The 24,572-nt window shown below is 64.2% G+C and carries 24 protein-coding genes; 7 read left to right on the top strand and 17 right to left on the bottom strand.

The features are described 5' to 3' along the window. Positions 1-41: 41 nt before the first annotated feature. From AAGT95_RS06385 to AAGT95_RS06405, 5 genes are all read left to right on the top strand, one after another. Positions 42-1,475, top strand: coding sequence for a sugar ABC transporter substrate-binding protein (locus AAGT95_RS06385; RefSeq protein WP_342595927.1), 1,434 nt, complete (start codon positions 42-44; stop codon positions 1,473-1,475). A gap of 3 nt (positions 1,476-1,478) precedes the next feature. Further along, complete coding sequence (locus AAGT95_RS06390) at positions 1,479-2,375, top strand: sugar ABC transporter permease (RefSeq protein WP_342595928.1); 897 nt, start codon at positions 1,479-1,481, stop codon at positions 2,373-2,375. Continuing rightward, positions 2,372-3,202: a carbohydrate ABC transporter permease gene (locus tag AAGT95_RS06395; protein WP_110601878.1), complete on the top strand. Its 831-nt coding sequence runs from the start codon at positions 2,372-2,374 to the stop codon at positions 3,200-3,202. The genes AAGT95_RS06390 and AAGT95_RS06395 overlap by 4 nt, the downstream gene beginning before the upstream one ends. Positions 3,203-3,248: 46 nt before the next feature. Then, positions 3,249-4,013: an SDR family oxidoreductase gene (locus AAGT95_RS06400; RefSeq protein WP_110601879.1), complete on the top strand. Its 765-nt coding sequence runs from the start codon at positions 3,249-3,251 to the stop codon at positions 4,011-4,013. A gap of 298 nt (positions 4,014-4,311) precedes the next feature. Further along, positions 4,312-5,763 (top strand): aspartate ammonia-lyase, encoded by a 1,452-nt coding sequence (locus tag AAGT95_RS06405; RefSeq protein ID WP_342595929.1) that lies wholly within the window; start codon positions 4,312-4,314, stop codon positions 5,761-5,763. 55 nt (positions 5,764-5,818) lie between these two features. Here AAGT95_RS06405 and AAGT95_RS06410 read toward each other — a convergent pair whose 3' ends face one another. Genes AAGT95_RS06410 through AAGT95_RS06420 form a run of 3 tightly spaced genes read right to left on the bottom strand, consistent with a single transcriptional unit; the run spans position 5,819 to position 7,891 of the window. Next, a complete protein-coding gene (locus AAGT95_RS06410; protein WP_342595930.1) occupies positions 5,819-6,535 on the bottom strand; it encodes an SDR family oxidoreductase in 717 nt (238 codons plus the stop codon). 54 nt (positions 6,536-6,589) lie between these two features. Then, positions 6,590-7,264, bottom strand: a complete 675-nt coding sequence (locus AAGT95_RS06415) for a peroxiredoxin-like family protein (RefSeq protein WP_342595931.1) — start codon at positions 7,262-7,264, stop codon at positions 6,590-6,592. Positions 7,265-7,324: 60 nt separating this feature from the next. Further along, the gene (locus tag AAGT95_RS06420; RefSeq protein WP_342595932.1) at positions 7,325-7,891 is read right to left on the bottom strand and encodes a carboxymuconolactone decarboxylase family protein; all 567 of its coding nucleotides are present in this window, start codon (positions 7,889-7,891) and stop codon (positions 7,325-7,327) included. A 217-nt stretch (positions 7,892-8,108) separates the two neighbouring features. On the opposite strand from AAGT95_RS06420, the gene AAGT95_RS06425 reads away from it, so the two are divergent. Further along, positions 8,109-9,011, top strand: a complete 903-nt coding sequence (locus AAGT95_RS06425) for a LysR family transcriptional regulator (RefSeq protein ID WP_342595933.1) — start codon at positions 8,109-8,111, stop codon at positions 9,009-9,011. A gap of 186 nt (positions 9,012-9,197) precedes the next feature. On the opposite strand, the gene AAGT95_RS06430 is transcribed toward AAGT95_RS06425, so the two are convergent. The 13 genes from AAGT95_RS06430 to AAGT95_RS06490 all read right to left on the bottom strand — a co-directional run bounded on the left by AAGT95_RS06430 (position 9,198) and on the right by AAGT95_RS06490 (position 22,533). Continuing rightward, positions 9,198-10,187: an MDR family oxidoreductase gene (locus tag AAGT95_RS06430; RefSeq protein WP_342595934.1), complete on the bottom strand. Its 990-nt coding sequence runs from the start codon at positions 10,185-10,187 to the stop codon at positions 9,198-9,200. A 62-nt stretch (positions 10,188-10,249) separates the two neighbouring features. After that, entirely contained in the window at positions 10,250-10,885 is a 636-nt protein-coding gene (locus tag AAGT95_RS06435) for a TetR/AcrR family transcriptional regulator (protein ID WP_342595935.1), read from the bottom strand. A 242-nt stretch (positions 10,886-11,127) separates the two neighbouring features. Further along, positions 11,128-12,267 (bottom strand): alpha-hydroxy acid oxidase, encoded by a 1,140-nt coding sequence (locus AAGT95_RS06440; protein WP_342595936.1) that lies wholly within the window; start codon positions 12,265-12,267, stop codon positions 11,128-11,130. Positions 12,268-12,316: 49 nt separating this feature from the next. Next, positions 12,317-13,252 (bottom strand): SMP-30/gluconolactonase/LRE family protein, encoded by a 936-nt coding sequence (locus tag AAGT95_RS06445; protein ID WP_110601885.1) that lies wholly within the window; start codon positions 13,250-13,252, stop codon positions 12,317-12,319. Between the two features lie 3 nt (positions 13,253-13,255). Continuing rightward, a complete protein-coding gene (locus AAGT95_RS06450; RefSeq protein ID WP_110601886.1) occupies positions 13,256-14,551 on the bottom strand; it encodes a TRAP transporter large permease in 1,296 nt (431 codons plus the stop codon). Beyond that, positions 14,551-15,105 (bottom strand): TRAP transporter small permease, encoded by a 555-nt coding sequence (locus AAGT95_RS06455; protein ID WP_342595937.1) that lies wholly within the window; start codon positions 15,103-15,105, stop codon positions 14,551-14,553. Before AAGT95_RS06455 ends, AAGT95_RS06450 begins: the two co-directional genes overlap by 1 nt. A gap of 17 nt (positions 15,106-15,122) precedes the next feature. Next, positions 15,123-16,109, bottom strand: coding sequence for a TRAP transporter substrate-binding protein DctP (gene dctP, locus AAGT95_RS06460; RefSeq protein ID WP_342595938.1), 987 nt, complete (start codon positions 16,107-16,109; stop codon positions 15,123-15,125). Between the two features lie 531 nt (positions 16,110-16,640). Further along, positions 16,641-17,444 carry an amidohydrolase family protein gene (locus tag AAGT95_RS06465; RefSeq protein WP_342595939.1) on the bottom strand — a complete coding sequence of 268 codons (804 nt, stop codon included), beginning with the start codon at positions 17,442-17,444 and terminating at the stop codon, positions 16,641-16,643. A 3-nt stretch (positions 17,445-17,447) separates the two neighbouring features. After that, complete coding sequence (locus AAGT95_RS06470) at positions 17,448-18,929, bottom strand: tripartite tricarboxylate transporter permease (protein WP_342595940.1); 1,482 nt, start codon at positions 18,927-18,929, stop codon at positions 17,448-17,450. A 27-nt stretch (positions 18,930-18,956) separates the two neighbouring features. Then, positions 18,957-19,433: a tripartite tricarboxylate transporter TctB family protein gene (locus AAGT95_RS06475; protein WP_342595941.1), complete on the bottom strand. Its 477-nt coding sequence runs from the start codon at positions 19,431-19,433 to the stop codon at positions 18,957-18,959. After that, entirely contained in the window at positions 19,430-20,377 is a 948-nt protein-coding gene (locus tag AAGT95_RS06480) for a tripartite tricarboxylate transporter substrate binding protein (RefSeq protein ID WP_342595942.1), read from the bottom strand. Before AAGT95_RS06480 ends, AAGT95_RS06475 begins: the two co-directional genes overlap by 4 nt. A 432-nt stretch (positions 20,378-20,809) precedes the next feature. Continuing rightward, positions 20,810-21,484 (bottom strand): RraA family protein, encoded by a 675-nt coding sequence (locus AAGT95_RS06485; RefSeq protein ID WP_342595943.1) that lies wholly within the window; start codon positions 21,482-21,484, stop codon positions 20,810-20,812. A 56-nt stretch (positions 21,485-21,540) separates the two neighbouring features. Next, complete coding sequence (locus tag AAGT95_RS06490; protein WP_240612421.1) at positions 21,541-22,533, bottom strand: hydroxyacid dehydrogenase; 993 nt, start codon at positions 22,531-22,533, stop codon at positions 21,541-21,543. A 165-nt stretch (positions 22,534-22,698) separates the two neighbouring features. On the opposite strand from AAGT95_RS06490, the gene AAGT95_RS06495 reads away from it, so the two are divergent. Continuing rightward, a complete protein-coding gene (locus AAGT95_RS06495) occupies positions 22,699-23,580 on the top strand; it encodes a LysR substrate-binding domain-containing protein (protein ID WP_342595944.1) in 882 nt (293 codons plus the stop codon). A gap of 38 nt (positions 23,581-23,618) precedes the next feature. Here the strand turns inward: AAGT95_RS06495 and AAGT95_RS06500 are convergent, their stop codons facing one another. Beyond that, a complete protein-coding gene (locus AAGT95_RS06500) occupies positions 23,619-24,563 on the bottom strand; it encodes a tripartite tricarboxylate transporter substrate binding protein (RefSeq protein WP_342595945.1) in 945 nt (314 codons plus the stop codon). Between the last annotated feature and the right edge of the window lie 9 nt (positions 24,564-24,572).

A 24,572-nucleotide genomic window follows, 5' to 3' on the forward strand; every position in this document is an offset into this window, starting at 1 on the left:
ACACCTAATACCAGCACGCAATCCACCAGAGGCAAACAACAATGACCCAGTTCAAGCGTCGCGACATATTGAAGGGAATGGGCGGGCTCGCCGGCCTGTCGCTGATGGGCGCCGGCGCGCTGCGCACGGCCCTTGCCCAGGGGATGGCCAGCGACGAAGCCTGGAAACAGGCCAGCGGCACCACTATCCAGTTCATCTCCGAGAACACCCCGCCGACGACGGCGATCGCCGCCAACCTGGCGTCGTTCAAGGCGCTCACCGGGATCACCGTCAACATCACCGAGATGCAGCTGGGCGCCCTGGTCCAGAAGGTCGCGCTGGACTTCGGCGCCGGCCGCAGCGCCTTCGACGTGATCTATGCCGACCCCTACCAGGTGCTGGCGCCCTACCATCGCGGCCTGGTGGATCTCAATAAGTTCATCAAGGACGGCCAGCAACCGGTCGTCCCCAAGGGCATCGAGGACTTCATTCCCTCGCAGCTGGCCGCCGCCGGCCGGTTCGAGAACGCGGATGCCCTGTATGCCTTGCCCTACGACTGCCCGACGATGATCTGGATCTACCGCCGCGATCTGTTCGAGAAGTACCGCGACCAGATGCAGCAGGATCTCGGCTTCGACCCGATGCCCACGGACGACACCACCTGGGAACAGTACTATCAGATCGCCGCGTGGTTCAGTGACGGCAACGCCAGCGAGGTCAAGTACGGCACCGGCCATCAGGCCCAGCAGTACGATTCGCTGATGTGCGACTTCTCCAACGTGCTGTTCGCCTACGGCGGTAGCTACTTCGCCAACGGCGAGCAGGTCGGCCTTTACGGCACCGACTCCCCCGGCGCCTGCCAGTTGACCAGCGACGCCTCGCTGGAAGCGGCGCGCTTCTACCAGAAACTGCTCAAGGTCGCCCACCCCGGCAGCACCAGCTGGGACTGGACCGGCGTCGCCAACGCCTTCCAGAACGGCGAGTTCGCGATGATGCCGGAGTGGCACGAATTCGCCGGCTCGTTGGAAGGTTCGGACCTGAAGGGCAAGATCGGCTATGCCCCACTGCCCAAGGGCCCGGCGCGCAGCGCCAACCTGTGGGGCGGCACGGGCATCGGCATCAACGCCAACGCCTCGCCCGAGAAGCAGAAGGCAGCGTGGCTGTTCCTGGTCTGGGCGACCTCGCCGCAGACCCAGTTAATGGGGCTGAAAAGCCAGGTCGGCGGCGGCACCCCGACCCGCCAGTCGGTCTACGATATGCCGGAGGTCAAGGCCGCCAGCAAACCGCCCACCGACATGCCCAACATGCTCACCGCGGATACCATGCTGACCGCATGGCAAGACGATCACATCGGCCTGCGACCCAAGATCCCCCAGTGGAACGAGGTCGACACGGTGATCTTTACCGAACTCTCCAAGATGCTGGCGGGGCAGATGTCCCCCGAGGAAACCATGCAGAGCGCCAAACAGCGCATCGATCGCATCGTGGGGGCGTGAGGCATGGCGCTGCTGACCGGAAAGCCCTCGGCGCGACGACAGGGATTCGAGCTGGCGATGATGTCGCCAGCCCTTTTTCTGCTCGCCCTGATCACGCTGGTTCCGTTCTTCTCGATCATCTGGATGAGCTTCAACGACGTCAGCCTGATGGGCGGGCTGACCTTCGAGTTCTCGGGCCTCGATAACTGGCAGCGGGTGTTCACCGACCCGGACATCCGCTCCAGCTGGCTGATCAGCCTGTTCTACTTCCTGGCCACGGTGGGCCTGGAGATGATCCTCGGCACGATGATGGCACTGCTGGTCTACAGCCTGAGGCGAGGCAGCAACCTCATCATCTCGCTGCTGTTGATCCCGATGTTCATCGCCCCGGTGATCGTCGGGCTGCTCGGGCGCTTCATGCTCGACCCCAGCCACGGCCTGTATGCCTGGCTGCTCAATGAAACCGGCCTGTTCGACGGCAACATCCTCGGCAGCGTCGGCTCGGCGATGGTTGCGGTCATCCTCATGGACGTCTGGGAGTGGACCCCGCTGGTGGCGCTGATCGTGCTCGCCGGCCTCGCCTCGGTCCCCGAGGATATCCTGGAAGCGGCCGAAATGGACGGCGCCAAGTATGGCCAGAAACTGCTCTACATCATCCTGCCATCGATCTCCAACATCCTGCTGGTGGCACTGCTGATCCGCGCCATGGACGCGATCCGCTTCTTCGCGATCATCTTCATCACCACCAACGGCGGTCCGGCGGACTCCACCAAGATCATCCCCATCAGGCTCTACGACATCGCCTTTCGATTCTTCGACCTGGGCTATGCCGCCGCCGTGGGTATCACCATGCTGGCGTTCTCGATCCTGGTCGCCAATGCGTTCATGAAGCTACTCAAGCGTCAGGAGAAGCGCTCATGACCGCTCCCAAGCGCTGGTTCTTCCTCACCGTCAAGCTCGTCCTGCTGACGCTGTTGCTACTGTGGACGCTGGTGCCGATCGGGTGGATGGTGCTCTCCTCGTTCAAGCCGAACAGTGTCATCACGGCCAACACGCCACGGGTCTTCTTCACACCCACCCTGGAGCACTACGTCTCGCTGTTCAGCGGCGGTAACAGCCTCTGGCCCTATCTGACGAACAGCCTGCTGATCGCCGGCACCTCGACGTTGATCGCCGTGGTCCTGGGCTGCATGGCGGGCTTCGGGCTGTCGCGGATCCGGATCAAGGGCAAGCAGCACCTGGCATTCTGGATCATCAGTACCCGCATGGCGCCGATCGCGGCGGTGATCGTGCCGCTGTACCTGCTGTTCCGCTATCTCTACCTGCTCGATACCCACGTCGGCCTGATCGTCGCCTATCTGAGCTTCAACCTGCCCTTCGCCATCTGGCTGATGACCGCCTTCTTCGACGACCTGCCGCCCGATCTGGAAGAGGCGGCGATGATCGATGGTGCCACCAAGTTCCAGGCGTTCCGCTACGTGGTACTGCCGCTGATGACCCCCGGGCTGGTGACCACCGCCATCCTGTGCTTCATCTTTGCCTGGAACGATTACGCCTTCGCCCAGACCTTCTCCGGGCCCAGCACCCAGACCATCCCCATCGCCGCGGCACAGCTGCTGACCCAGACCGGTATCGACTGGGGCAAGCTGCTGGCGATCGGCACCATCGTGGTCTGCCCGATGGCGATCGCCGGGCTGCTGGTCAAGCGCTGGCTGGTCCAGGGGCTGACCATGGGCGCCGTGAAATGACGCCCTGGCAGGCGAGTCCACACTTCAGCAGAGGGAGGAGACCAGCATGAACGTGATGTCGCAGTTCGACCTGAGCGGCAAGGTCGCCGTGGTCACCGGTGGCAACGGCGGGCTCGGCGAGGCGTTCGCCCACGCTCTGGCCGAGGCCGGCGCGAAGGTCGCCATCGCCGCCCGCGGACACGCCCGCAGCCTGGAAGTGGTCAAGGCCCTGACCGATGCCGGGCACCGCGCCATGGCGGTGGAGGTCGACGTTACCCAACCCGAGGCGGCGGACGCCCTGCTCGACGAGGTCGAAGCCGGCCTCGGCCCGGTCGATATCTTCCTCAACAACGCCGGCGCCTGCCAGCATGCGCCAGCACTGGAGGTCACCCCCGCACGCTGGCGCGATATCTTCGATATCAATGTCCACGGCCTGTGGTACTGCGCCCAGGCCGCCGGCCGGCGAATGCAGTCGCGCGGTGGCGTGATCATCAACATCGGCTCGATCTCGGCGATGATCGTCAATCGTCCGCAGATGCAGCCCGCCTACAACGCCTCCAAGGCTGCCGTGCACCAATTGACCAAGTCGTTGGCCGCCGAGTGGGCGCCGTACGGAATTCGTGTCAACGCGCTGGCCCCCGGCTACGTCAAGACCGCGATGGCGCCGGTCGACGATCCCCGCTTCAAGCCGCGCTGGATAGACGACGCGCCCATGCAGCGTGCTGCCACACCCGCCGAGCTCGGCCCCACCATCGTCTACATGGCCAGCAACGCTTCGAGTTTCATGACCGGCTCCATCGTCGTGGTGGATGGCGGCTACACCCTCTGGTAGCGGCGATTCGCATGACCGCCCGCGGGCAGGGGCCGCGCTTCCAGAGTGAGGCGCTCTTCCGGCACATGCGTATCGCGGACGACATGGCTCCAGTCCGCGCGAGCCCACCGCGCCTCGTAAGAGGCGCCTACCTTTCTTCGCCGCTGTAATGCCGCTCTCCCAGCCATACCACCCACGCATGCACTACCACGTAACGGCATTGGGCAGGCGACCCGGCGCGGCGTTACCTTACGCCCAGCGGCGCCGGCAACCCGGTGCCCAGGCCGTTCGAACCCCCTGACTGAAGACGATACCCACCATGATGGCGACCCCGGATCTCGGCACTGACGCCGACGCGATCCCCACCCGTGAAGAGAAGGACCTGCTGGGCGTGCTGCCCGTGCCCCAGAGCGCCTATTACGGCATCCAGACCCAGCGCGCGGTGGAGAACTTCCACCTGAGCGGCGTGCCCCTGGCGCATTACCCCAAGTTGGTGATCGCGCTGGCCATGGTCAAGCAGGCCGCGGCGGAGGCCAATCACGAGCTGGGCTATCTCGACGCCACCCGGCTGGAGGCGATCCGCCACGCCTGCCAGACGCTGATTGCCGGCGAGCACCACGATCAGTTCGTGGTCGATATGATCCAGGGCGGGGCGGGTACCTCGACCAACATGAACGCCAACGAGGTGATCGCCAATCTGGCACTCGAACATCTCGGCCACGCCAAGGGCGACTACGCGCACCTGCACCCCAACAACCACGTCAACATGGCGCAGTCGACCAACGACGCTTACCCCACCGCGATCCGCCTCGGTCTGCTGCTGGGCCACGATGCGCTGCTGGGCAGCCTGGCGCAGCTGCGCGACGCGCTGGCGGACAAGGGCGCGGCCTTCGCCGACGTGCTCAAGATGGGCCGTACCCAGTTGCAGGACGCGGTGCCGATGACGCTAGGTCAGGAGTTCAACGCCTTCGCCACCACCCTGGGCGAGGACCTGGGCCACCTGGAGGCGCAGATTCCGCGCCTGCTGTGCGAGGTCAACCTGGGCGGCACCGCCATCGGCACCGGGATCAACTCCGACCCGCGCTACCAGCGCCTGGCGGTGGCGCGCCTCGGCGCGATCAGCGGCCAGCCGCTGGTGCCGGCCCAGGACCTGATCGAGGCCACCTCCGACATGGGCGCGTTCGTGCTCTTCTCGGGCATGTTGAAGCGCCTGGCGGTGAAGCTCTCCAAGATCTGCAACGACCTGCGCCTGCTCTCCAGCGGCCCGCGCGCCGGCTTCAACGAGATCAACCTGCCGCCGCGCCAACCCGGCAGTTCGATCATGCCCGGCAAGGTCAATCCGGTGATTCCCGAGGCGGTCAACCAGGTGGCGTTCGAGGTGATCGGCAACGACCTGGCGCTGACCATGGCCGCCGAGGGCGGGCAGCTCCAGCTCAACGTGATGGAGCCGTTGATCGCCTACAAGCTGTTCGACTCCATCCGCCTGCTGACCCGCGCCATGCACATGCTGCGCGAGCACTGCATCGAGGGCATCACCGCCAACGAGGCCCACTGCCGCGAGATGGTGGAGCGTTCGATCGGGCTGGTCACCGCGCTCAACCCGCATATCGGCTACGACAACGCCACGCGCATCGCCCGCGAGGCGCTGGTCTCCGGCCGTGGCGTGCTGGAGCTGGTGCTGGAGGAGAATTTGCTCGATCAAGCCTCGCTCGCCGATATCCTGCGCCCGGAGAACATGATCGCCCCCAGGCTCGCGCCGCTGGTGGTATGAATCGCTATCGACGTCCGATCGCGCCTCGGCCCGGGAAACCGGGCCGAGGCGTTCTTTAGAAAGCGGCCTTGCCGATCGAGGCGCCGCCGTCGATGAAGAGCGTCTGTCCGGTAATGAAGCTGGCGTCTTCCGAGAGGAAGAACTCGATACCGGCGGCGATCTCTTCGGGCTTGCCGAAGCGACCCATGGGAACGCCGGAGAGGTAGCGGCGCTCCCCATCGCTGCCAGGCGGGTTGTTGACGCGGAAGAGTTCGGTTTCGGTCGGGCCGGGGGCGATGGCATTGACGGTGATACCGGTGTCGGCGAGTTCGAGCGCCCACGAGCGGCTGAAGCTGACGAGGCCGGCCTTCGCTGCGGCGTAGGCGGTGCGATCGGTGATCCCGAGAATCGTCAGGCTCGAGATATTGACGATCCGCCCCCAGCCTTGCCGGCGCATGGCGGGCAGTGCCGCCTGGGCCACCTGCACGGCGGCGTGCAGATTCACGGAAAACACCGCGTCCATGTCGTCATGCCGGATCTCGCCCAGCCGTTGCGGACGCACCAGGCCGACGTTGTTGATCACGCCATCGAATGCATGACGTTCGGTCAGGTCATCGAGCACCCGTGCCGTCTGTGACCGGTCCGCGAGATCGGTGGTGACGAGTTCGCCGGGGAAATCGGCATCGCTGCGCGCCAATCCCACGACGCGGTGCCCGGCCGAGACGAGCCGACGGGATAGCGCGAGCCCGATACCTTTGGTCGCGCCGGTGATGAGAAACGTGCGTGGGTTCATGACGAACTCCCGTGAGAACGACCCTTGCCAGGGCCGTCATTTCAGGTGGTGGTATCAGGCACTGGTGGGCTGGTGCGCTTCCAGCACGGCGATCAGCGCTTCGGGCTCGGGCCGCCGGGTATAGTCCGGGTTCACGTCCGCGTAGAGGATGGTCCCGTCCTGTCCGATCAGATAGCGCGCCGGCATCGGCAGGGACCAACTGGGATCGTCGTTGAACGTCGGCAGGTCGTTTTTCAGCGTCTTGTAGAGGTCGACCAGATCGGGAGGAAGCGAGAAGCGCAGGCCGAAGGCGGCGCCAATGTCGCCCCGGGTATCCGACAGGATCGGAAACGTCAGCCGGTTCTGCCGCACTGACTTGCGGCTGTTGGGGGCCGTCTGGGGCGAGATGGCGACGAGCGAGGCGCCCAGGCGCTCGAATGCCGGCTTGGCGGCCTCGAGTGCCTGTAGCTCCATGTTGCAGTAAGGGCACCATACCCCGCGGTAGAAGCTCACGATCAGCGGCCCGTACTCCAGCAGATCCTCTGACCTGACGACCCTGCCTTCCGGGTCCTTGAGTTCGAACGAGGGGGCCTTGTCGCCGACCTGCCTGGCGTTTTCGGCAGCGCCGGACTCGATCAGGGCGGCGGTCGCGCGATGCATCGTCGCGATCATCGCCGGTGACATGTTGTAGGGCGGGTTACCGGCTTCGAAGTCCGCCTTGAAAGCGTCCAGTCTGGCTTGAAGTGACATGAGGTTCTCCTGGGTAGTGCGGCGCGTTGTCGTCAGGTCGAGTTGCAGAGGGCGCCGAGTTCAGGCGCCGGCGGTGCCGGGCTTGGTCCACTCGTTGCCTTTCATGAAGTCATCGAGCTGGGTATGGGCGATATGGTTCGTGTAGTTGCTCATCACCTTGGTCGCGACACCGAGAATCACCTCGAACACATTGCGGCGGGTATAACCGGCGGCGAGGAAGGCCTCGGTATCGTCATCGGAGACCCAGCCGCGATGGCGTACCACCAGCGTGGCGAACCGATGCAGGGCTTCGAGCCTGGCGTCCGGCAGGGCGGTGCCGGCGCGCAGCGCTTCGATGACCGCAGGGTCCATTTTCTGCATCTTGGCCAGGGTGCTGTGACCGGCCATGCAGTAGTGGCATTCGTTCTCGAAGTTCGAGCTCATGTAGACGACCTGCTGTTCGTGGGGCGTGAGCGTCGTCTTGCCGAACAGGTCCCACAGGGTGGCGTAGCCCGCCAGCAGTTCCGGCGATTCGGCCATGTTGCCCTGCAGGTTCGGGACGAAGCCGAAAGCGGCTTTGGTGGCAGCCAGCCCTGACCGGGAAGCTTCCGGAGCGGTGTCGGCGGTATACGTGGTAAATGTCGTCATGGGGATTCCTCGCTGTCGTGGCAGACCTATGGGATGCGACAGGTGCAGATTCGAGGATTTGCCCGATGCCAGGTAGACAGGGAGTTGGACTATCGTTTATTCCTCTCAGGAATAGGCCGCTCGTTTGGTCAGGGCCGTTCTCCTGCATCGTCACGAGCCGGATAGCGCCTTACCGGACATCGAGCGGCGCGGCCTTGCACACTTCTGGGGCATGATCATGAATCGCTTTACCGCGATGGAAACCTTCGTGAAGGTCTACGAGTCGGGCTCGTTCTCCAGCGCCGCCCGGCTGTTGCATGTCGGACAGCCGGCAGTCTCGAAGGCTGTGGCGCAGCTGGAAACGCGGCTCGGGGTGCGGTTGCTGCTGCGCTCGACCCAGGGGCTGACGCCGACCCAGGCCGGGCATGACTTCTACGAGCATGCCAGGCTCGCGCTGGAACAGGCCGACGAAGCGGAACGCGTCGCCCAGGGAGACAAGGCCGCCATATCCGGCCGGGTCAGAGTCTGCATGGCGGTCACGTTCGCGCGCTTGCACGTGATTCCTCGATTGCCGCTCTTCTTTGCCCGCCATCCGGATATCGAAGTCGATATCGTGCTCAATGACGGCAATATCGATCTGATCGAGAACGGGATCGACCTCGCCCTGCGGATGGGCGAACTGGCGGACTCCTCGCTGACGGTGCGCAAGATCAGTCAATGCCCTCGCTGGGCGGTAGGCACGCCCGGCTATTTCGAGCGCGCTGGGACTCCCGAACACCCCTCCGCGCTCACCGAACACGATGTCGTGATCCATGACCTTTCCGGTCGTGACCATCAGTGGACGTTCGAACGAGATGGCCAGCGTGTGAACGTTTCCGTGAGTGGGCGGTTGAGAACGAATGCCGCCGAGGGCGTGCGCGAGAGCGTCCTGGCCGGGATGGGGATGGCCATTGCCTCCGAGTGGATGTTTGCGCCGGAATTGTCGGCGGGTACGGTCGTCCCTGTGCTGACCGACTGGCGTCTGCCATCGATCGACCTGTGGGCCGTCTTCCCCAGTGGCCGTCAGAGCAACGCCCGCACCCGAGCGTTCGTCGACTTCATCGAAACCGAGTTTGCCGGCGCCCGTTCCGAGCCGCGGTGAACGGCCTCGGCCAGACGGGTGAACAAGCTCGACGGGGCGTCCACCAGCGCGAAACTGATCAGGCACCTGGAGACCTGATCGTATGCGTCCCATTGAGTCACCGCTACGCATTGGGCGGGGCGTCGTGGAGTCTTTCGTCCCTCACTCCTCGTTTCCGCCCGTGCCAGCATGTCGGCCCATGGGCAGTCAGCCATTGACGTCCACCACGAGCCGGCCGCGCACGGTTCCTGCCAGGAGCCGTTCGGCCGCCTCCAGGGTTTCGCTCAAGCGGATGTCACGTGAGATTTCGTCGAGCAGGGCGGGCTCGATATCCCCGGCGAGTCGTGCCCAGGCGTGCCGGCGCTCCTCGGCAGGGCGGGTGACGCTGTTGATACCGAGCAGGCTGACGCCACGCAGAATGAAGGGGGCCACGGTGGCGGGGAAATCCATGCCCTGGGCGAGGCCGCAGGCGGCGATCAGGCCGTCGGGGCAGGTTCGGGCGCAGACGTTGGCCAGGGTATGGCTGCCCACCGAGTCGATGGCGGCAAACCACTGCGCCTTGGCCAGGGGCTTTCCGGGGCCTGACAGTTCGCTGCGATCGATGATCTCGGCGGCACCCAGCCGCTCGAGAAAGGTCGACTCCTGAGGGCGGCCGGTCGCCGCGACGACGCGGTAGCCGCGTGCCGCCAGCAGGGCGATGGCGTAGCTGCCGACGCCCCCGTTGGCGCCGGTCACCAGTACCTCGCCGCGATCCGGCGTCAGGCCGTGGCGCTCCAGCGCCAGCAGGCTCAGCATGGCGGTGTAGCCGGCGGTGCCGATGGCCATCGCCTGATGCGTGTTCAGCGAGGGCGGCAGCCGGGTGAGCCAGTCGCCGTCGACGCGAGCGTACTGGGCCAGGCCGCCCCAGTGCGCCTCGCCGATGCCCCAGCCGTTGAGCAGGACGCGATCGCCTACTGTCCATTCGGGATGCTCGCTGTGCTCGACGACTCCGGCAAGGTCGATGCCCGGCACCATGGGAAAACGGCGCACGACGGCCCCTTTGCCGGTGATCGCCAGCGCGTCCTTGTAGTTGAGCGTGCTCCATTCGACACGCACCAGGACGTCGCCCGGAGGCAGTGATTCGGGGTCGAGCTGCGTCAGCGCGGCGTGGCTCCGCCGATCGGCTTCGGTCTGCTGCACGACAATGGCGTTGAACACGTGAACCTCCTGAGCATTGAACGGTGATTCGGAGAGGGCGTTTGACGGTGGTGAGATCGATCTCAACGGGGCAATCGAGCGAAGAACTCCTGGCTGAAGAGCTCCAAGGGGGTCGGCTCGCACTTCAGACGAGCTCGCTGTACGGCGCCTTCCCAGCCGATCCAGAAGAAAGCGGCGAGGGTATCGCAATCCGTATCGGCGGCCAGTTCGCCGTGCGCCTGGGCTAGCCGCAGGCAGTCGGCGACCCGGCGTTGCCAGTCCTGGAGGATGGCTTCCAGCCGCTCGTCGAATCCTGCGGGTAACAGGGTGACTTCCTGGCCCAGATTGCCCACCAGGCAGCCTCGCCGATAGTGGTGGCGCGCCATCCCCTCCTGGGCGTCCTGGGTGAACCGGCGGAGCCGTTCAAGGGGCGGCAGCTCGGAAGAGAGCAGCCAGCGGTCGAGCTTGCGCGCGAAATAGTCGGCGTATCGTGACAGCACGGCGTGACCGAACGCCTCCTTGCTGTCGAAGTAGTGATAGAACGAGCCCTTTGGCACGCCGACCCGTTTCAGCACGCCATCGATTCCGGTCGAGACGAATCCCTGCTCGGTGAGCACTTCGACGCCACACCGAATCAGGGCGTCCCGGGTGTCCGGGTTGGTACGCGCCACCTTCGGTGGGCGGCCGCGGCGTCTGCTGGGGGTCGTTGGTGTCTGCATGGACTCCAATTTAGACCGATCGTCTCCAAATATCAAAATCGGATTGTCATCGACATCTGGCGTCTCGCCATGGCTTCCTTGTGCCGGCGCATCGAGACACGCCGATCCCGGCGTGGACTTCTTTCGCCCGGAGGCCGCTGGCGTGAAACCGGTCACCGGACGCTTGAACGGCGGGCTGCCCGAGACCAGGTCCGGGCAGACAGGGGTAACCATCCAGCATCGAGCGTTGGAGGGCGTGATTCTCAGGTTTGATGCAGCACGGGAGAAGAGCGCGTTTCGCCGGTCGAGCGTAGGCCCAGCAGACCAAGATCACGATAGATCTCGTTTTTCATGATCTGAACCGCGCCGCCCAGACTCTCTTCGCCCCCGATGGTGGAGGCGTAGAGAAAGGGACGTCCGATGAAGACGAAGTCGGCGCCGAGCGCCAGGGCTTTGACGACATCCGTGCCGCGCCGAATGCCGCCGTCGACCATGATGACCATGTGGCCGGCCTCGGCTTTGGCCCGCGGTAGCGCTCGGATCGCGGAGATGGCGTGATCGAGCTGTCGGCCGCCATGATTGGACAGCACGACGCCGTCGCAACCGATGTCTCGGGCTAGCGCGACATCGAGATGGGAGAGCACTCCCTTCACGACCAGCTTGCCTTTCCACTGGTCTCGAATTCGACGGACGTGGTCCCAGTTCAGGTGATCCTTGCGACCGAAGTCCCGCGCCGCCTGGCGAGAGACGATGGGCGCGCCGCGCTGGGCGTGGGAGTTCTCGAAATGTGGCATGCCCCGGCGCCGGAGCGTCGGCAGGAAAGTGGTGAGCAGCCAGCGGGGCTTGATGCCGAAATCCCACAACAGTCGGGGCGTGAAGCGCAGCGGAGTGGAGAAGCCGGCACGCAGGTTGTTCTCCCGGTTGGCCAGCACGGCCGTATCCGCGGTCAGGACCAGGGTTCGGTAGCCTGCCGCCGCGACTCGCGCCACCAGCGCCTCGATCCGGTCCTCTTCGCCGGGCACGTAAGCCTGAAACCAGGCTCGGGGGTTGGTCTCGATGACCTCTTCCAGGCGGGTAAGAGACGAACCGCTCAGAACGTAGGGGATGCCTTCACGGTCGGCAACTCGCGCGGCGACGTTGTCGCCGTCAAGCGCCATCAGCGCGCTGATGCCCATCGGCGCAATGCCGAAGGGCGCCGCCCACTCTTCTCCCAGCAGCCGCTGCCGCAGGGTCCGGCCCTCCACGCCGCGAAGCACCCTCGGCACCAGCTTCAGTTCGTCGAGCGCGGCGCGGTTGTCCTCGCGTGCCGCGGCAGTCTCCGACGCACCTGCGACATATTGGAATAGCGGGCGCGGGAGGCGGCGTCGGGCCGCGATTTCATAGTCGTCGAGATTGAGGATCATCGCGCTGGGATCGACCTGTACAGATAGGCTATGGGCATGCGGGCGGGCGCTACTGCCCCCAGCCTGAAGCCATGGGAAGACCGGAAACCGGCAACTCGGCGCACAGAATCGAACCGGAATCCGATTCCGTGATGTAGAGCGTCCGGCCCTCGGGGCCGCCGAAGGCACAGTTGGTGGTGCCCAGCCCCTTCGGCGACCTGACCACGGCGACGGGAACGCCGAGCGCATCGTGAACCCAGACCAGCCCCATGCCGGTCTGGCACACCACGACGCCGTTGTCGCTCGTCAGCGCCAGCCCATCCGGGCCGGCGCGGCCACCGGAGAATTGCAGGAACAGGCCGGCCTTGACCACGCGCTGACTCCGGGAGATCGGCAGTCGCCATACCGCATTGGCTCGGGTGACGGCGACGTAGAGCGTGTGGCCGGACTTGTCCAGCACCAGGCCGTTGGGGCTGGGAACCTTGTCGATCAGACAGTCCAGTCGGCCGCTGTCGGGGTCCCAGCGATAAACGCGGCCACTGGGGTCCTGCAGCCCGGTCTGGCCCTGGTCGGTGAAGTAGAGCATGCCGTCGGGGCCGAAATGGAGATCGTTGCAGCCCTTGAACCCTTCCGAATCGGCGTCTCCCAGTGCGGTTGTGACACTGCCCGTGTCAGGATCGAGCATCAGGATGCCGTGCTGAAAATCGGCGATGAAAATCCGACCCTTGGCATCGATCTTCAAGCCGTTGGGTTGTCCCTCGTACTGCGCGATCAGTTCGATTTCACCCCTGGGGGAGGCACGAAAGATGCGCCCGAAGGGGATGTCGACGAACCAGAGATTGCCCGCCAGATCGAAAGAGGGGCCTTCGATGAAACTGTCCACTGCCGCGCCGCGCCGGTTCTTGTCGGCCCAGGGCGAGGGCTTCCCGGTCTGGCGAAGCGCGGGCGGCAGCGTGGTGAAGACGTCCGCTTCGATCAGGATGGGATCGGGGTGGGGGAACGCCATGGATCAACCTCCGGCAGTCAGATTGGGTAGCCACAGTGCGATATCGGGGAACCCGATCAGCAGGACGAGAAACGCCAGGATGATGGCGAAGAAGGGCAGCACGCCCATGACGACGTCCTCGACCCGGGTTTTCGAATCCGAACTGGCCACCACGAAGAGAATGACCCCGAGCGGCGGCGTCAACTGGCCCAGCTCGACCAGGATCACCACGAAGACGCCGAACCAGACCGGGTCGACACCCATCGCCATGAGGGTGGGGAATATCACCGGCACGATGATGGCGATCATGCCGAGCCCTTCCATGAAGCAGCCCAGAATGGCGAACACCACCATCAGGATCAGCAGCAGCGAGAACTGGGACAGACCCGCGTCGGCGACACGATCGACCAGCGCCTCTCCCACGCCGGAGAGCGCGGTGGCATAGGCAAACAGCATGGAGATGAAGACGATGAACAGGACGTTGCCGCTCATCGTCAGCGTGCGTGACAGCGCCGACTTCAGCATCGCGACGTTGAGTTTGCCGTAGAGCGCGGAGATCAGCGCTGCGCCGATGACGCCCAGCGCACCGGCTTCGGTCGGCGTGGCGACACCGGCATAGATGCTTCCCAGCACGAAGGCGATCAGTAGTGTGAACGGGAAGACGTCGGAGGCGGCCCGCAGGTAATCCTTGAACTGGCGCTGCTGGGTATCCTTGGGAACGAGATTCGGCTTCGCCAGTGCGCGCGCGATGATCAGCAGGCTGTAGCAAGCGCCGAGCAGGATACCGGGCACCAGGCCCGCCGCGAACAGTTTGGCAATCGAGGTCTCGGTGAAGGTGGCGTAGATGATCATGGTGATCGACGGCGGAATCAGGATCCCCAGCGTGCCACCCGCCGCGAGAGAGCCGGCGACCAGGCGTCGGTCGTAACCGCGTGCGGTCAGCGCCGGCAGGGCGACGGTGGACATGGCCGCGGCCGTCGGTGCGCTGCCGCCGGCCACGGCGGCGAAGACACCGCTGCCGACGATATTGGTGTGCAGCAAGCCTCCGGGCAGGCGCTTCATGAATGGCGCGATACCGTTGTAGAGGCGTCCACTCAGGCCGCTGGCCAGCAGGATTTCCGCCATCAGAATGAACAGGGGGATCGCCGCCAGGGTGAAGCTGTTGGCGGCGCCCCAGCTCACCAGCCCGAGCGCCTTCCACCCGGCGGCACCTTTCATCAGCCAGAGATAGATCAGCGAGGCGGCGCCAACGGCAAACTGAACCCACAACCCGCCGACGATCAGAATCAGTAGCACGCCAAAGGCGATGAGCGCGTCCATCAGTCACGTCCCCCGTTGCGCAAGGCGACCAGCCCGCGCTCGACGATGAAGACGGCAACGAAGAGGAGCCCGACTGGCATTACCAGTTGGGGGATCCAGAGTGGCGTCATCAGGAAGGTGGGTGCCACGTTGCCGCGCTGGTAGGAACTCATCACCAGTTGGGCGGTGTACCAGATCAACACGCTGCAAACGGCAAACGAGAGCGTCAGATAGAACAGGTTCAACCCGTGGCGCAGGGCCCGCGGGAGCGCATCGAACAGAAAACCGACCTGGAACAGACTGTTCTTCCTCACGGCCAGGCTCGCGCCGAACAGTGTCAGCCCAACGACGAGATAGCCGGCAAGCTCTTCGACGATTCGCAGCGAATAGCTGAAGAAGAAGCGCGAAACGATCTCCGCGGCGACCAGCGCCACGAGTGCAACCAGCGCGACGCCCGCAATCGCTCGGACGAGAGACGCCACGATGTCGAAAACGGAGCCGGCCGATGCCGGCCCGGGCGGCGTCCGAGAAGAGGGCGCTTGCGAAGAGATTTCTTGCGGATGGGCTTCGCTCATCGTCATGACTCCTGGGTTCACTTACCGAGTGCTTTCAACACCTCGGCCAAGGCCTTCTCATGGTCAGGTCCCGCTTTTTTGGCCCACTCGTGCCACCAGGGCACCATGGCCTCCTGCGCCCGGCGAATATCCGCGGGATCCGCCTCGACGATCGTCATGCCCGCCTGTGCCTGGTTCTGCTTCTGGACCTTTTCGTCCGCGATGAAATCGCGAGTGATCTGCCGGGTCTCTTCATCGACGATCCTGTCGAGGGTGTCGCGAGTCGCCGGATCGAGGTCGTCGTGAGACGAGGTGTTGGCGATGATGGCGCTGAAGGCGTAATTGACCGGCAGGCGGTAGTTGTAGGGCAGAAATTCATGCCAGTTCTTTGCCCCACCGGCGCTGGCGGTCAGCACACCATCGATGACGCCGCGCTCCAGCGCCGTCGGGACCTCCGAACCGGAGAGCGTGATCGGCGACCCGCCGAAAGCCTCGACGAAGGCGCCCTGCTCCGGCGAGGTGACGCGGATCTTGTGGCCCGAGAGATCGTCGAGTGAATCGACCTCGAAGCTCGTGAAGATGACCTGTTGCGGATAGCGGTAGCTGCCGAGATACGTGACGCCCTGTTGCGCGAATCCCTCTTTCAGGTAGGGCTTCATCACGGCGTAGGCCTTGTTCCACTCTTCATCGTCGTTGATGAGCAGCGGCAGGCTGAGAATGCGGGCGATTGGCACGTTGCCCGAGGAGTAGAGGTCCGCGGCGAAGTCGACGATGCCATCACCGGTGGCCTGGGTGATGTCGCTGGAGGCGATCTGCAGGGTCTTTCCCAGGTGGAGGGTGATCGACAGATCATCGTCGGTCTCTTTCTCGACACGGTCGGCGATCCGCTCCATCCCCTTGACGGCGGCCGTGGTGGAAACGGAGGAGTAGGTGTATCCGGTCCAATTGGTGGCGTGGGCCGTGCCGGCTGCCGCGAGTCCCAGCAGTATCAAGCTCGATAGCAGGCGATTCTTGAGAGATTTCATGAGTTGTCCTTCCTGGTGTCGGTCGGCGCTCTTTGAGGGAAAGCCGGGTGGCGAGTTTCCAGCGGCGGCCAGGAAATAGGTTCTGGCCGCGAGCGTGATCGAGGCGAATTTCAGGGAGAGATGACTCGCTTTGAACGCCTCCACTTTTTCAAAGTGAACATGAAATCCTGATGGCACTAAAGCGCGTTTTTCTGGTTGTCGTGATTAGTTATTTTTCACTTAAATCGCTGCTTATAAAGGAGAATTGTCTATAGAACTTTGGTCTCGAGACGAGAGTCGACAGGGCCGATGGAAACCGTGATGCCTGCAGACCCGAGACGAAATGTCCGGTATGTCGTCGTCGGATCGAATGCCATTCCAGGCTGCTGAAATCGATCCGAACGGCGACGCTAGGTGCTGTCTGAAAAGTCGACGAGCGAAGGCCAGGCAAGGCAAAAATCGGCGAAAACGCGGAGTTTGCGGGGTGTAAATGAGTATTTTGAGCCGATTTTTAACGCCGCATGGGCGAGCACAGTACTTTTCAGGCAGTGCCTAGAATCGATAAAGAGCGGCAGGATTACTCGAAAAGCAGGCTTCGAATTGAGCGCTGGTCAACTCACGCTCGAGAAATCTGATCATGGCCGAAGAGCTGGGCAGCGGTGGCGCCGTCATCACATGAGGCCAGTCGCTGCCCCAGAGACACCGATCGGGGTAGCGCCCTGCCAGGTGATGCACCAGTGGGGCGAGATCGTCGTAGCGATCCGGGGACTGGCTGACGCGCGTCGGCGCAAGCTTGACCCAGACGCGGCCGGTGTCGAGCAGGCGGCTCAGGCCGGCGAGATGCTCGATGTCGTGTGGCGATACATGACCCAAGTGGTCGAGTACCAGGGGCTGGTCTGCCGGCAAACTGGCCATCAGTGCCTGCAGCCTGCCATAACGTGCAGGCTCGGTATTGAGCTCGACGTGCCAATCCATGGTCGCCGCCCGTCGAGCGAGCACCGGCAACCGGTCGAGATCGTTCCGACCCAGGCGGGTCCTGTCCTGCACGCGGATAGCGCGCACGCCGGCGGCGGCAAGATCGTCGAGGCCCTCGGTCTGCTCGTCGATGACCGCCACGCCCCTCAGCTCGATGCCGGCCTGGGCACGCAGCGTCTCGACCAGATAGCGATTATCCGTACCATCGATGGAGGCCTGTATCAGCACCGCCCGGCCGATTCCCCGCACCATGCCCTCGGCGCGGAACGCCTCGATGCCCTTGCCGGGAGGCTGGTAGGTCGAGGAGGCGTAGGACTTGTCCCGGTCGAAGACGTGAATATGGCAGTCGCATCGAAGCGGCGTCGACGAGTGGTTCGGCATGGGTCAGTTTCCTTGGCGTCGATGGCGAAGACGCTGTAACGAGGCGCCCAGCGCACAGAGCGCCGTGACACCCAGAAGCCCCAGGGCGATTGGCGAGTCCAGAAAGATATCGACGCTGCCACCGCTGGTCAGTAGTGCCTGCCGCAGGCTCTCCTCGAGAGGGGGGCCGAGGATCAGTCCGATCAGCAGCGGCGGCAGCGGGAAACCGCAGCGACGGAACAGGAAGCCGATCACACCGGCGCCGAGCATGACGCCAACGTCGAACAGCGAATTGTTGACGGAAAACGCACCGAAGATGGCCAGAATCGCGATGGCCGGAAACAGGTGGCGAGGCTGGAGCTTGATCACGTGAACGGCGCCCTTGAACATCATCAGGCCGAACAGGACGCAGGGGATCGACAGCAGGATCAGTGCCTCGAAGATCGCGTAGACCTCGACGCCGTGGTGCTGGAACAGGAACGGCCCGGGCGTCAGTCCCTGCAGCATGAAGGCGCCCAGGATGACGGCCGTGACCGCGTCTCCGGGGATGCCCAGGGAGAGCATCGGCACCAGCGCCCCGCCAGTGACGGCGTTGTTGGCCGCCTCGGGAGCCGCGACCCCCTCTGGCTCGCCCTGCCCGAAGGTCTCCTTGTGTCTCGAACGCGAGCGCGCGAAGCCGTAGCTGACGAAGGCGGGTACCGTCGAGCCGATCCCGGGCAGGATGCCGACGAAGGTGCCAATGAGCGATGACACAAGCAGTGTCACCCGCATCCGCCACATCGCCAGTATTCCGACATGGCCGGAAACGCTGCCCACCTCGGCCGGCGGGCGCGACTGTCGATGGCCGCCGAAGGCCTGCTGCAGCACTTCCGACATCGCGAACAGGCCGATCAAGACCGGGATCAGCTGCAAGCCATCCTCGGCGGCGAAACTGCCGAAGGTGAACCGGGGCAGACCCTCGATCGGATCCAGCCCCACGATGCCGGCGGTGATACCGACGAGCGTCATGAGTGCCGAATCGAGGATGGAGCCGCCGCCGAACAGCACGATGATGGCGAGCGCGAAGAGCATCAGCTCCGCCATCTGGGCGGGGCCGAAATCGAGGGCGAGGGAGGCCAGCGGTTGTGCCAGGAGCATCAGCACGAGACAGCTGAAGACATTGCCGAAGACGCTGGCATAGAGCGCGATGCGCAGCGCCTCGCCCGCCTTGCCCCGGCGCGCCATCGCATGGCCATCCAGTGCGGTTGCGGCCGACGACGGGGTGCCCGGTACGTTGAGCAGTATCGCCGAGATGGAGCCACCGAAGATTGCCCCCTGGTAGACCCCGAGGAGCAGGATGAGGGCAGGAATCGGCGACATCGTGAATGTCACCGGAATCAGCAGCGCGATGGCCATGGTGGGCCCCAGTCCGGGGATCGCGCCGATCACGATCCCCGCGATGACGCCGACCACGGCGGCGATCAAGACCCACACATCGAGCAGTGCGTAGAAGGCGTCCAGCAGCATGACGGGTTCTCTTCGAATGGCCTGAATTCAGGGGAGCGGAAGGTTCAAGAGCTGACGGGCAGATAGCGTGACGAGCGCGGCGACGACCAGCGGCAGGACCACGCTCAGCGAAAGCCGCCGCTCGCCCAGCAGCCAGGAGAGCAGGATGCCGACCATCGCGGCACTGGCGAGAAAGCCGACCAGGTTCATCGCCGCGATGGCGACGCCGATCAGCACGACCGCGAACAGCGTCCGACTCCAGTCTCTGGCTGAACCCAGGGCGGTCTCCAGCGCGTGACGGTGGCGCCATAGCCGCAAGCCGGCCATCAGGGCCAGCAGCGCAAGGACCAGCCTAGGGAAGAAGCGGGCATCCGGGCCGCTGTCGCCGAAATCGAAGACAGTGACCTGGGAAGAGAGCGTGAACAGTCCAGCCAGGGCGACGAGCAATAGCCCCGACGTGATCAGCGTCTGCACTCCGACGCGGCGATCGGCGTTCTCCTGAGATGACTCGATGCCGGGCTTCATTTTTTCAGCTCGCTGGCCAGTTCGCGGTAGTCGGCCAGGTTTTTCTCGATGACCGCTTCCAGGGCCTCGCCGGACATGAGTCGCACCGGCTGGTTCAGCTTCTTCATGACCTTGGCGAAGGCATCCGATGATGCAGCCTGGGTGAAGGCGTCGCGGAGCGTATCGATGCGCCCGGCTGGCGTCCCCCGCGGTGCCATCAGCGCGACGATGGAGGGAAACTCGATATCGTGACCACTCTGCGCGAGTGTCGGAATCGAGGGGAAATCCGGATCCCGCTCGTCATCCAGCACCGCCAGCAGCCGGAGCCGCCCATCGTTGACCAGGTCGCGGTAGGCGGGGACCAGGGCGATGTCGACATGATGACCCAGCAGCGCCGCCGTGGCGCTGGAGGCGCCGTCGAACGGGACATGTTGGAGATCGGCGTGGGTCTCCCGCGAGAGCGCGGTGAAAGAGAGGCGAGCCCCGCTCAGCGCACCGGCGGTGGCGTAGGTCAGCCGCGTGCCGTTTCGCGCCGCCTCGAGCAACTCGTCCAGGGTCCGATAAGGGCTGTCGGCGTTGATCAGCACCCCGTGATAGGGGCCTGAGTAGTTCAACAGCGGCAGGAAGTCCTGGATCGGATCGTATCCCACGTCACGCAGCGCCGGTGTCACGAACGAGGGAGACGAGGTCGTCGCGATGAGGGTGTAGCCGTCCGGGGTGGCTCGAGCGACGGAGCGCATGGCGTTGATGCCGCCGCCGCCAGGGTGATTCTCCACGACCACGGGCTGGCCCAGTATCGGCTCCGCGAGCTTGGCCAGTTGACGCGCCGAGATGTCCGTCGTGCCGCCAGCACCGTAAGGCACCACCAGCGTGACGGGCCGCGAGGGAAAAGGCTCGGCCCAGGCCGTTGTCGCGACGAGCAGCAGCGCCGTGGCGAGGGCAATGGTAATGCGGTGAACTAGCAAGGCATCAGACCCCTGTTGATGGTACGACACCGCCGGCCTCAGAGCCTGAGATGCGCGATGAAACGAACGAATGGCCCCGCTGCTGTATCGACGGCCGATTCGCTGAAATCATAACGAGCCATTTCTATCGGTTTTCATTGGATTTCGGCGTGCTTCCGATAGGAATTTCAAAGACGGTCAGCCTTGAATTCGACAAGGAATACTAGCCAATCCGGCGAGATCAAAGCATTAGACCTTAGTTTTAAAAAATAATATTTATTTCATAAATATCAGTAATTTGTAGTTAATTTCGACATGCAGAAGCCGACCTTCTCCCGTGGGGAGTCGGTCGGCGGATTTCAGCTTTCGTAGCGCTTTGTCGGCGACTGTGGACGCCGGTTAGCAGCGATAGACGTTGTCGATGATGGCAGGTTGAATCCGGTATCCGTGGTCTCAGACCATCTCGCATCCCGCTGCTTTCAACGCGGCATCGACCCAGGATCGATCGTTTTCACCGGCATGAATGGCGGCCATCTGCTTCTCTTCGGCCGCCTGCTTGGCCTGGGCCGCCTCCAGCACCGTTTCGGCATCGTCGTAAGGCACGGCAAGCATGCCATCACTGTCGCCGATGATCAGATCGCCGGGTTCGATGACCATGCCGCCCAGGTTGATCGGTGTATTGATCTCTCCGGGCCCGTTCTTGTACGGGCCACGATGGGTGACACCGGCGGCGAAGGTCGGCAGGTTGGTCTCGCGGAAGCCGTCGAGGTCGCGAAGCGCACCGTTGAGGACGAACCCGGCGACCCCTTTCTTGACCGCGTAAGCCAGCATCAGCTCACCCATGAGCGCATTGGTGGTATCGCCGCCAGCGTCGCAGACGATGACGTCGCCGGGCTCGGCCATGTCGATGGCCTTGTGCAGCATCAGGTTGTCGCCCGGGCGCGTGCGAACGGTGAGCGCAACGCCGGCCAGGTTGCCGTCGCGGTGCATGGGGCGCAGGTTGGAGCCGCCAGCGAAGACGCGCGACATGCTGTCGCTGACCACGGCGACAGGCAGTGCTGCAAAGGCCTTGACGAGGCGCTGGTCGACACTGCGCTTACGCTGGAGGATTCTGTTTCCGACTGGCATGGCATGACTCCGTTGTGGAAAAGCGCCAACGAGATGGCGTTACTGGTAGCAATCGTTCAGGAGAAGATCGACTCTGGCAATTCATTGGCCAGGCGCGCTTTCGGAAGCGCCTTTCCGGCAAGAAAATCGATGATGCCACCGACGGCCAATACGCCGACCCGGGTACCGCCTTCTTCCGTGACGCCCGCGACATGAGGGGTCAGGATGACCCGCTCGGAGTTCGCCAGCGGGCTGATGCCCTCGGGGGGTTCCTGCTCGAAGGTATCCAGGCCGGCGCCTGCGATGTGACCGCTCTCGAGTGCGGCCAGCAGGGCCTTTTCATCGATCAGGCCGCCGCGGGAGGTATTGACGATGTAGCTGTTGGCCGGCATCAGCGCGATCGTTTCGGCATTGAGCAGATGCGCGTTATCTTTGGTCAGCGGGCAGTGCAGGCTGACGATGTCGGATTGACCGAGAAGATCCTCGATTCGATCGGCTCGGCGCGCACCGAGGGCTTCGATAGCCTCGACTGAGGCATAGGGGTCGTAGACGCTGATTTCCAATCCTACCCCCTTCACGATTTTTGCCACGGCAGCGGCAATGGCGCCCGCACCGACCAGGCCCAGGCGCATGCCGGACAGCTCGCGGCCCAGGAACTCGGCTTTTTCCCAACGGCCTGCCCGCATGCCGGTGTCCAGCGGCAGCAGGCGTTTGACGACTGCGAAGATCAGGGCGACCGCATGCTCCGCGACGGAGATGGCGTTGCCCCCGGCGGCACGGATGACCTGCACGCCCTGCCGGGTCGCGGCATCGACGTCGATGTTGTCGACACCCGCGCCGTGCTTGGAGACGACCTTGAGCGACTTTCCGGCCGCCATGGCCTCCGCGCCGAACTGGCCCATGCGCGAGACGATGCCGACGGGATCGTGACGCTGGATGTGCGCGACGAGCACCTCGGTCGTCGGATAGGGCGGGGTATGGAAGATGGCGTAGCCGGCGTCCTCGGCAAGCTGCCTTGCCGGATTCGCCAAGTAGGGGCCGGTGACGAGAATGGCGGGTTGCTTATCCAATGGCGTGTCTCTCTTTGTCTTATCCGACTTGTCTTGTCCAACGGCCCGCCAAGTAGCAGGAGCCGCAAATCGATGAAGCGGTCAAACCAGAATACAGATAGTTTTTCTGTATAAAAGCGACTAATATTGTTCTTTAAGTGAAGTTATTTTAATCAAAGGGGTGGTATGGACACTCGCCAGCTACGCACGCTGATGGCTATCGCCGAGTACGGCACCTTCGCGCGGGCCGCGCGCGAGGTGAACCTGACGCCATCGGCCGTGAGCCAGCAGATCCTCGCGCTCGAGCAGGAGCTGGATACACCGCTGTTCAACCGCGAGACGCGACCCCCGAGCCTCAACCTGCATGGGTTGCAGCTGCTGGAGACGGCCAAGAAGATTCTGGGACTGGTCGAGGAGACTCGGATTTCTTTGAAAGGCAGCCGGATCTCCAGCTCGCTCAGCATCGGGTCGGTTCGAACCAGTACGATCGGCCTGTTGCCACGCGCTATCGTGGCCCTGCGTCAGACCTATCCCGAGCTTCACGTCGACCTGCGCGTCGGGATGTCGTCGAGCCTTCTGAGCGACGTCAACGCCGGGCGCCTCGACCTGGCGGTGGTGGCGGAACACGCGGGGGTGTCGCGCAACCTCACCTGGTCTCCCTTCCTGCGCGAGCCGCTGGTCGTCATCGCGCCGCCGGGAACGCCGCCAATGACGGCGGGTGAGCTGCTGGAGAGCCTGCCGTTCGTGCATTTCGCCAGCGACGTGCCGCTGGCCGCACTCATCAACAACGAGCTGACCCACCAGAGTCTCAAGGTCAAGCACATCGCCGAGATCGACACCATTCCGGCCATCGTGGAGTGCGTGGCGGCCGGGCTCGGTGCCGCCGTGGTGCCGGACATCGCGGTGCGCGAGAACGGTCGTGACATGTTGAAGCTCCCCTTCGGACAGCCCCAGGTCTATCGCCAGATCGGTACCGTGCAGCGCGCCAACTCGGCCAAGTCCGAACTGTTGATCGCCATGCACAACAAGCTCGCTGAGCTTTCCGGGGAGTTCGGCGTCTTTCTCTGATCGTCTGGATCGCTTCAAGCCGCGCCAGATGCCGTGATTCACTTCCACGGCTGGTGCTTCCACAAGTCTCCCGCGATATCGGACTGCGCCTCGGCCAGCCTGCGGTAGTCCTCCCCCACGACGATATCCAGCGAGTTGCCCTGAGCCGCCAGCTCCCGACGAAGATCCGGGTTGTCGGCCAGGTGCCTGAAGGCCGCTTCGAGGCGGGACTCGAGCGCATCGGGTAGCCCCTTGGGCGCGACGAACCCGCGATAGGAGCCCATCTCGACGTCGTACCCCTGCTCCTTGGCGGTCGGCACGTCCGGCGCGTAGGAGGAACGCTGGTCATCCAGCACGGCGAGAACTCGTAGATCGTCCTCGAAGCCCACCGTCTGGCTCAGCGCCATGGTCCCGACCGCCACATGCCCGCCCATCAGCGTCGTCCTCGCCATGGAGGCGCCCTCGAAGGGGATCAGGTTGAAGTCGACGCCGGCAGCCGCTTCCATCAATAGCGCGCTGAAGTGATCGTTGCCGCCCAGTGATGCCAGCGCCACGCTCAGGCTCCCGGGCTTGGCCTTGGCGGCCTCGATCAGCTCGTCGAGGCTGTGGTAGGGCGAATTCCGACTGACGACGAAGGTGTTGGGGTCGTGGACCACATTGGCGATGTAATCGAAACTGTCGGCGTCATAAGCGGCATGGCGATCGAAGGTCAGCGCCAGCGCTGCCGGCAGGTTGAAGGTGCCCAGGGTGTAGCCGTCGGGCTTGGCCTCGGCGACGCTGGTGAAGCCGATCTGGCCACCGGCGCCGGGTTGGTTCTTGACCACGACGCTCGCATCGTCGCCCAACGCCTTCTCCAGGTACTTGCCGACTACGCGGGCCAGCACGTCGGTGCCTCCGCCTGGCGAGTAGCCCACGACCACCGTGATCGGCTTGTCGGGGTAATCGGCGAAGGCCGTGGCGCTCAGCGCGGAGAGCAGTATCGTGGCCAGCGTTCTTTTGAGCATCGTCTCTTT

Origin of the sequence: Salinicola lusitanus, assembly GCF_038648475.1 — a bacterium.
GTDB classification, from domain to species: Bacteria; Pseudomonadota; Gammaproteobacteria; order Pseudomonadales; family Halomonadaceae; genus Salinicola; species Salinicola lusitanus.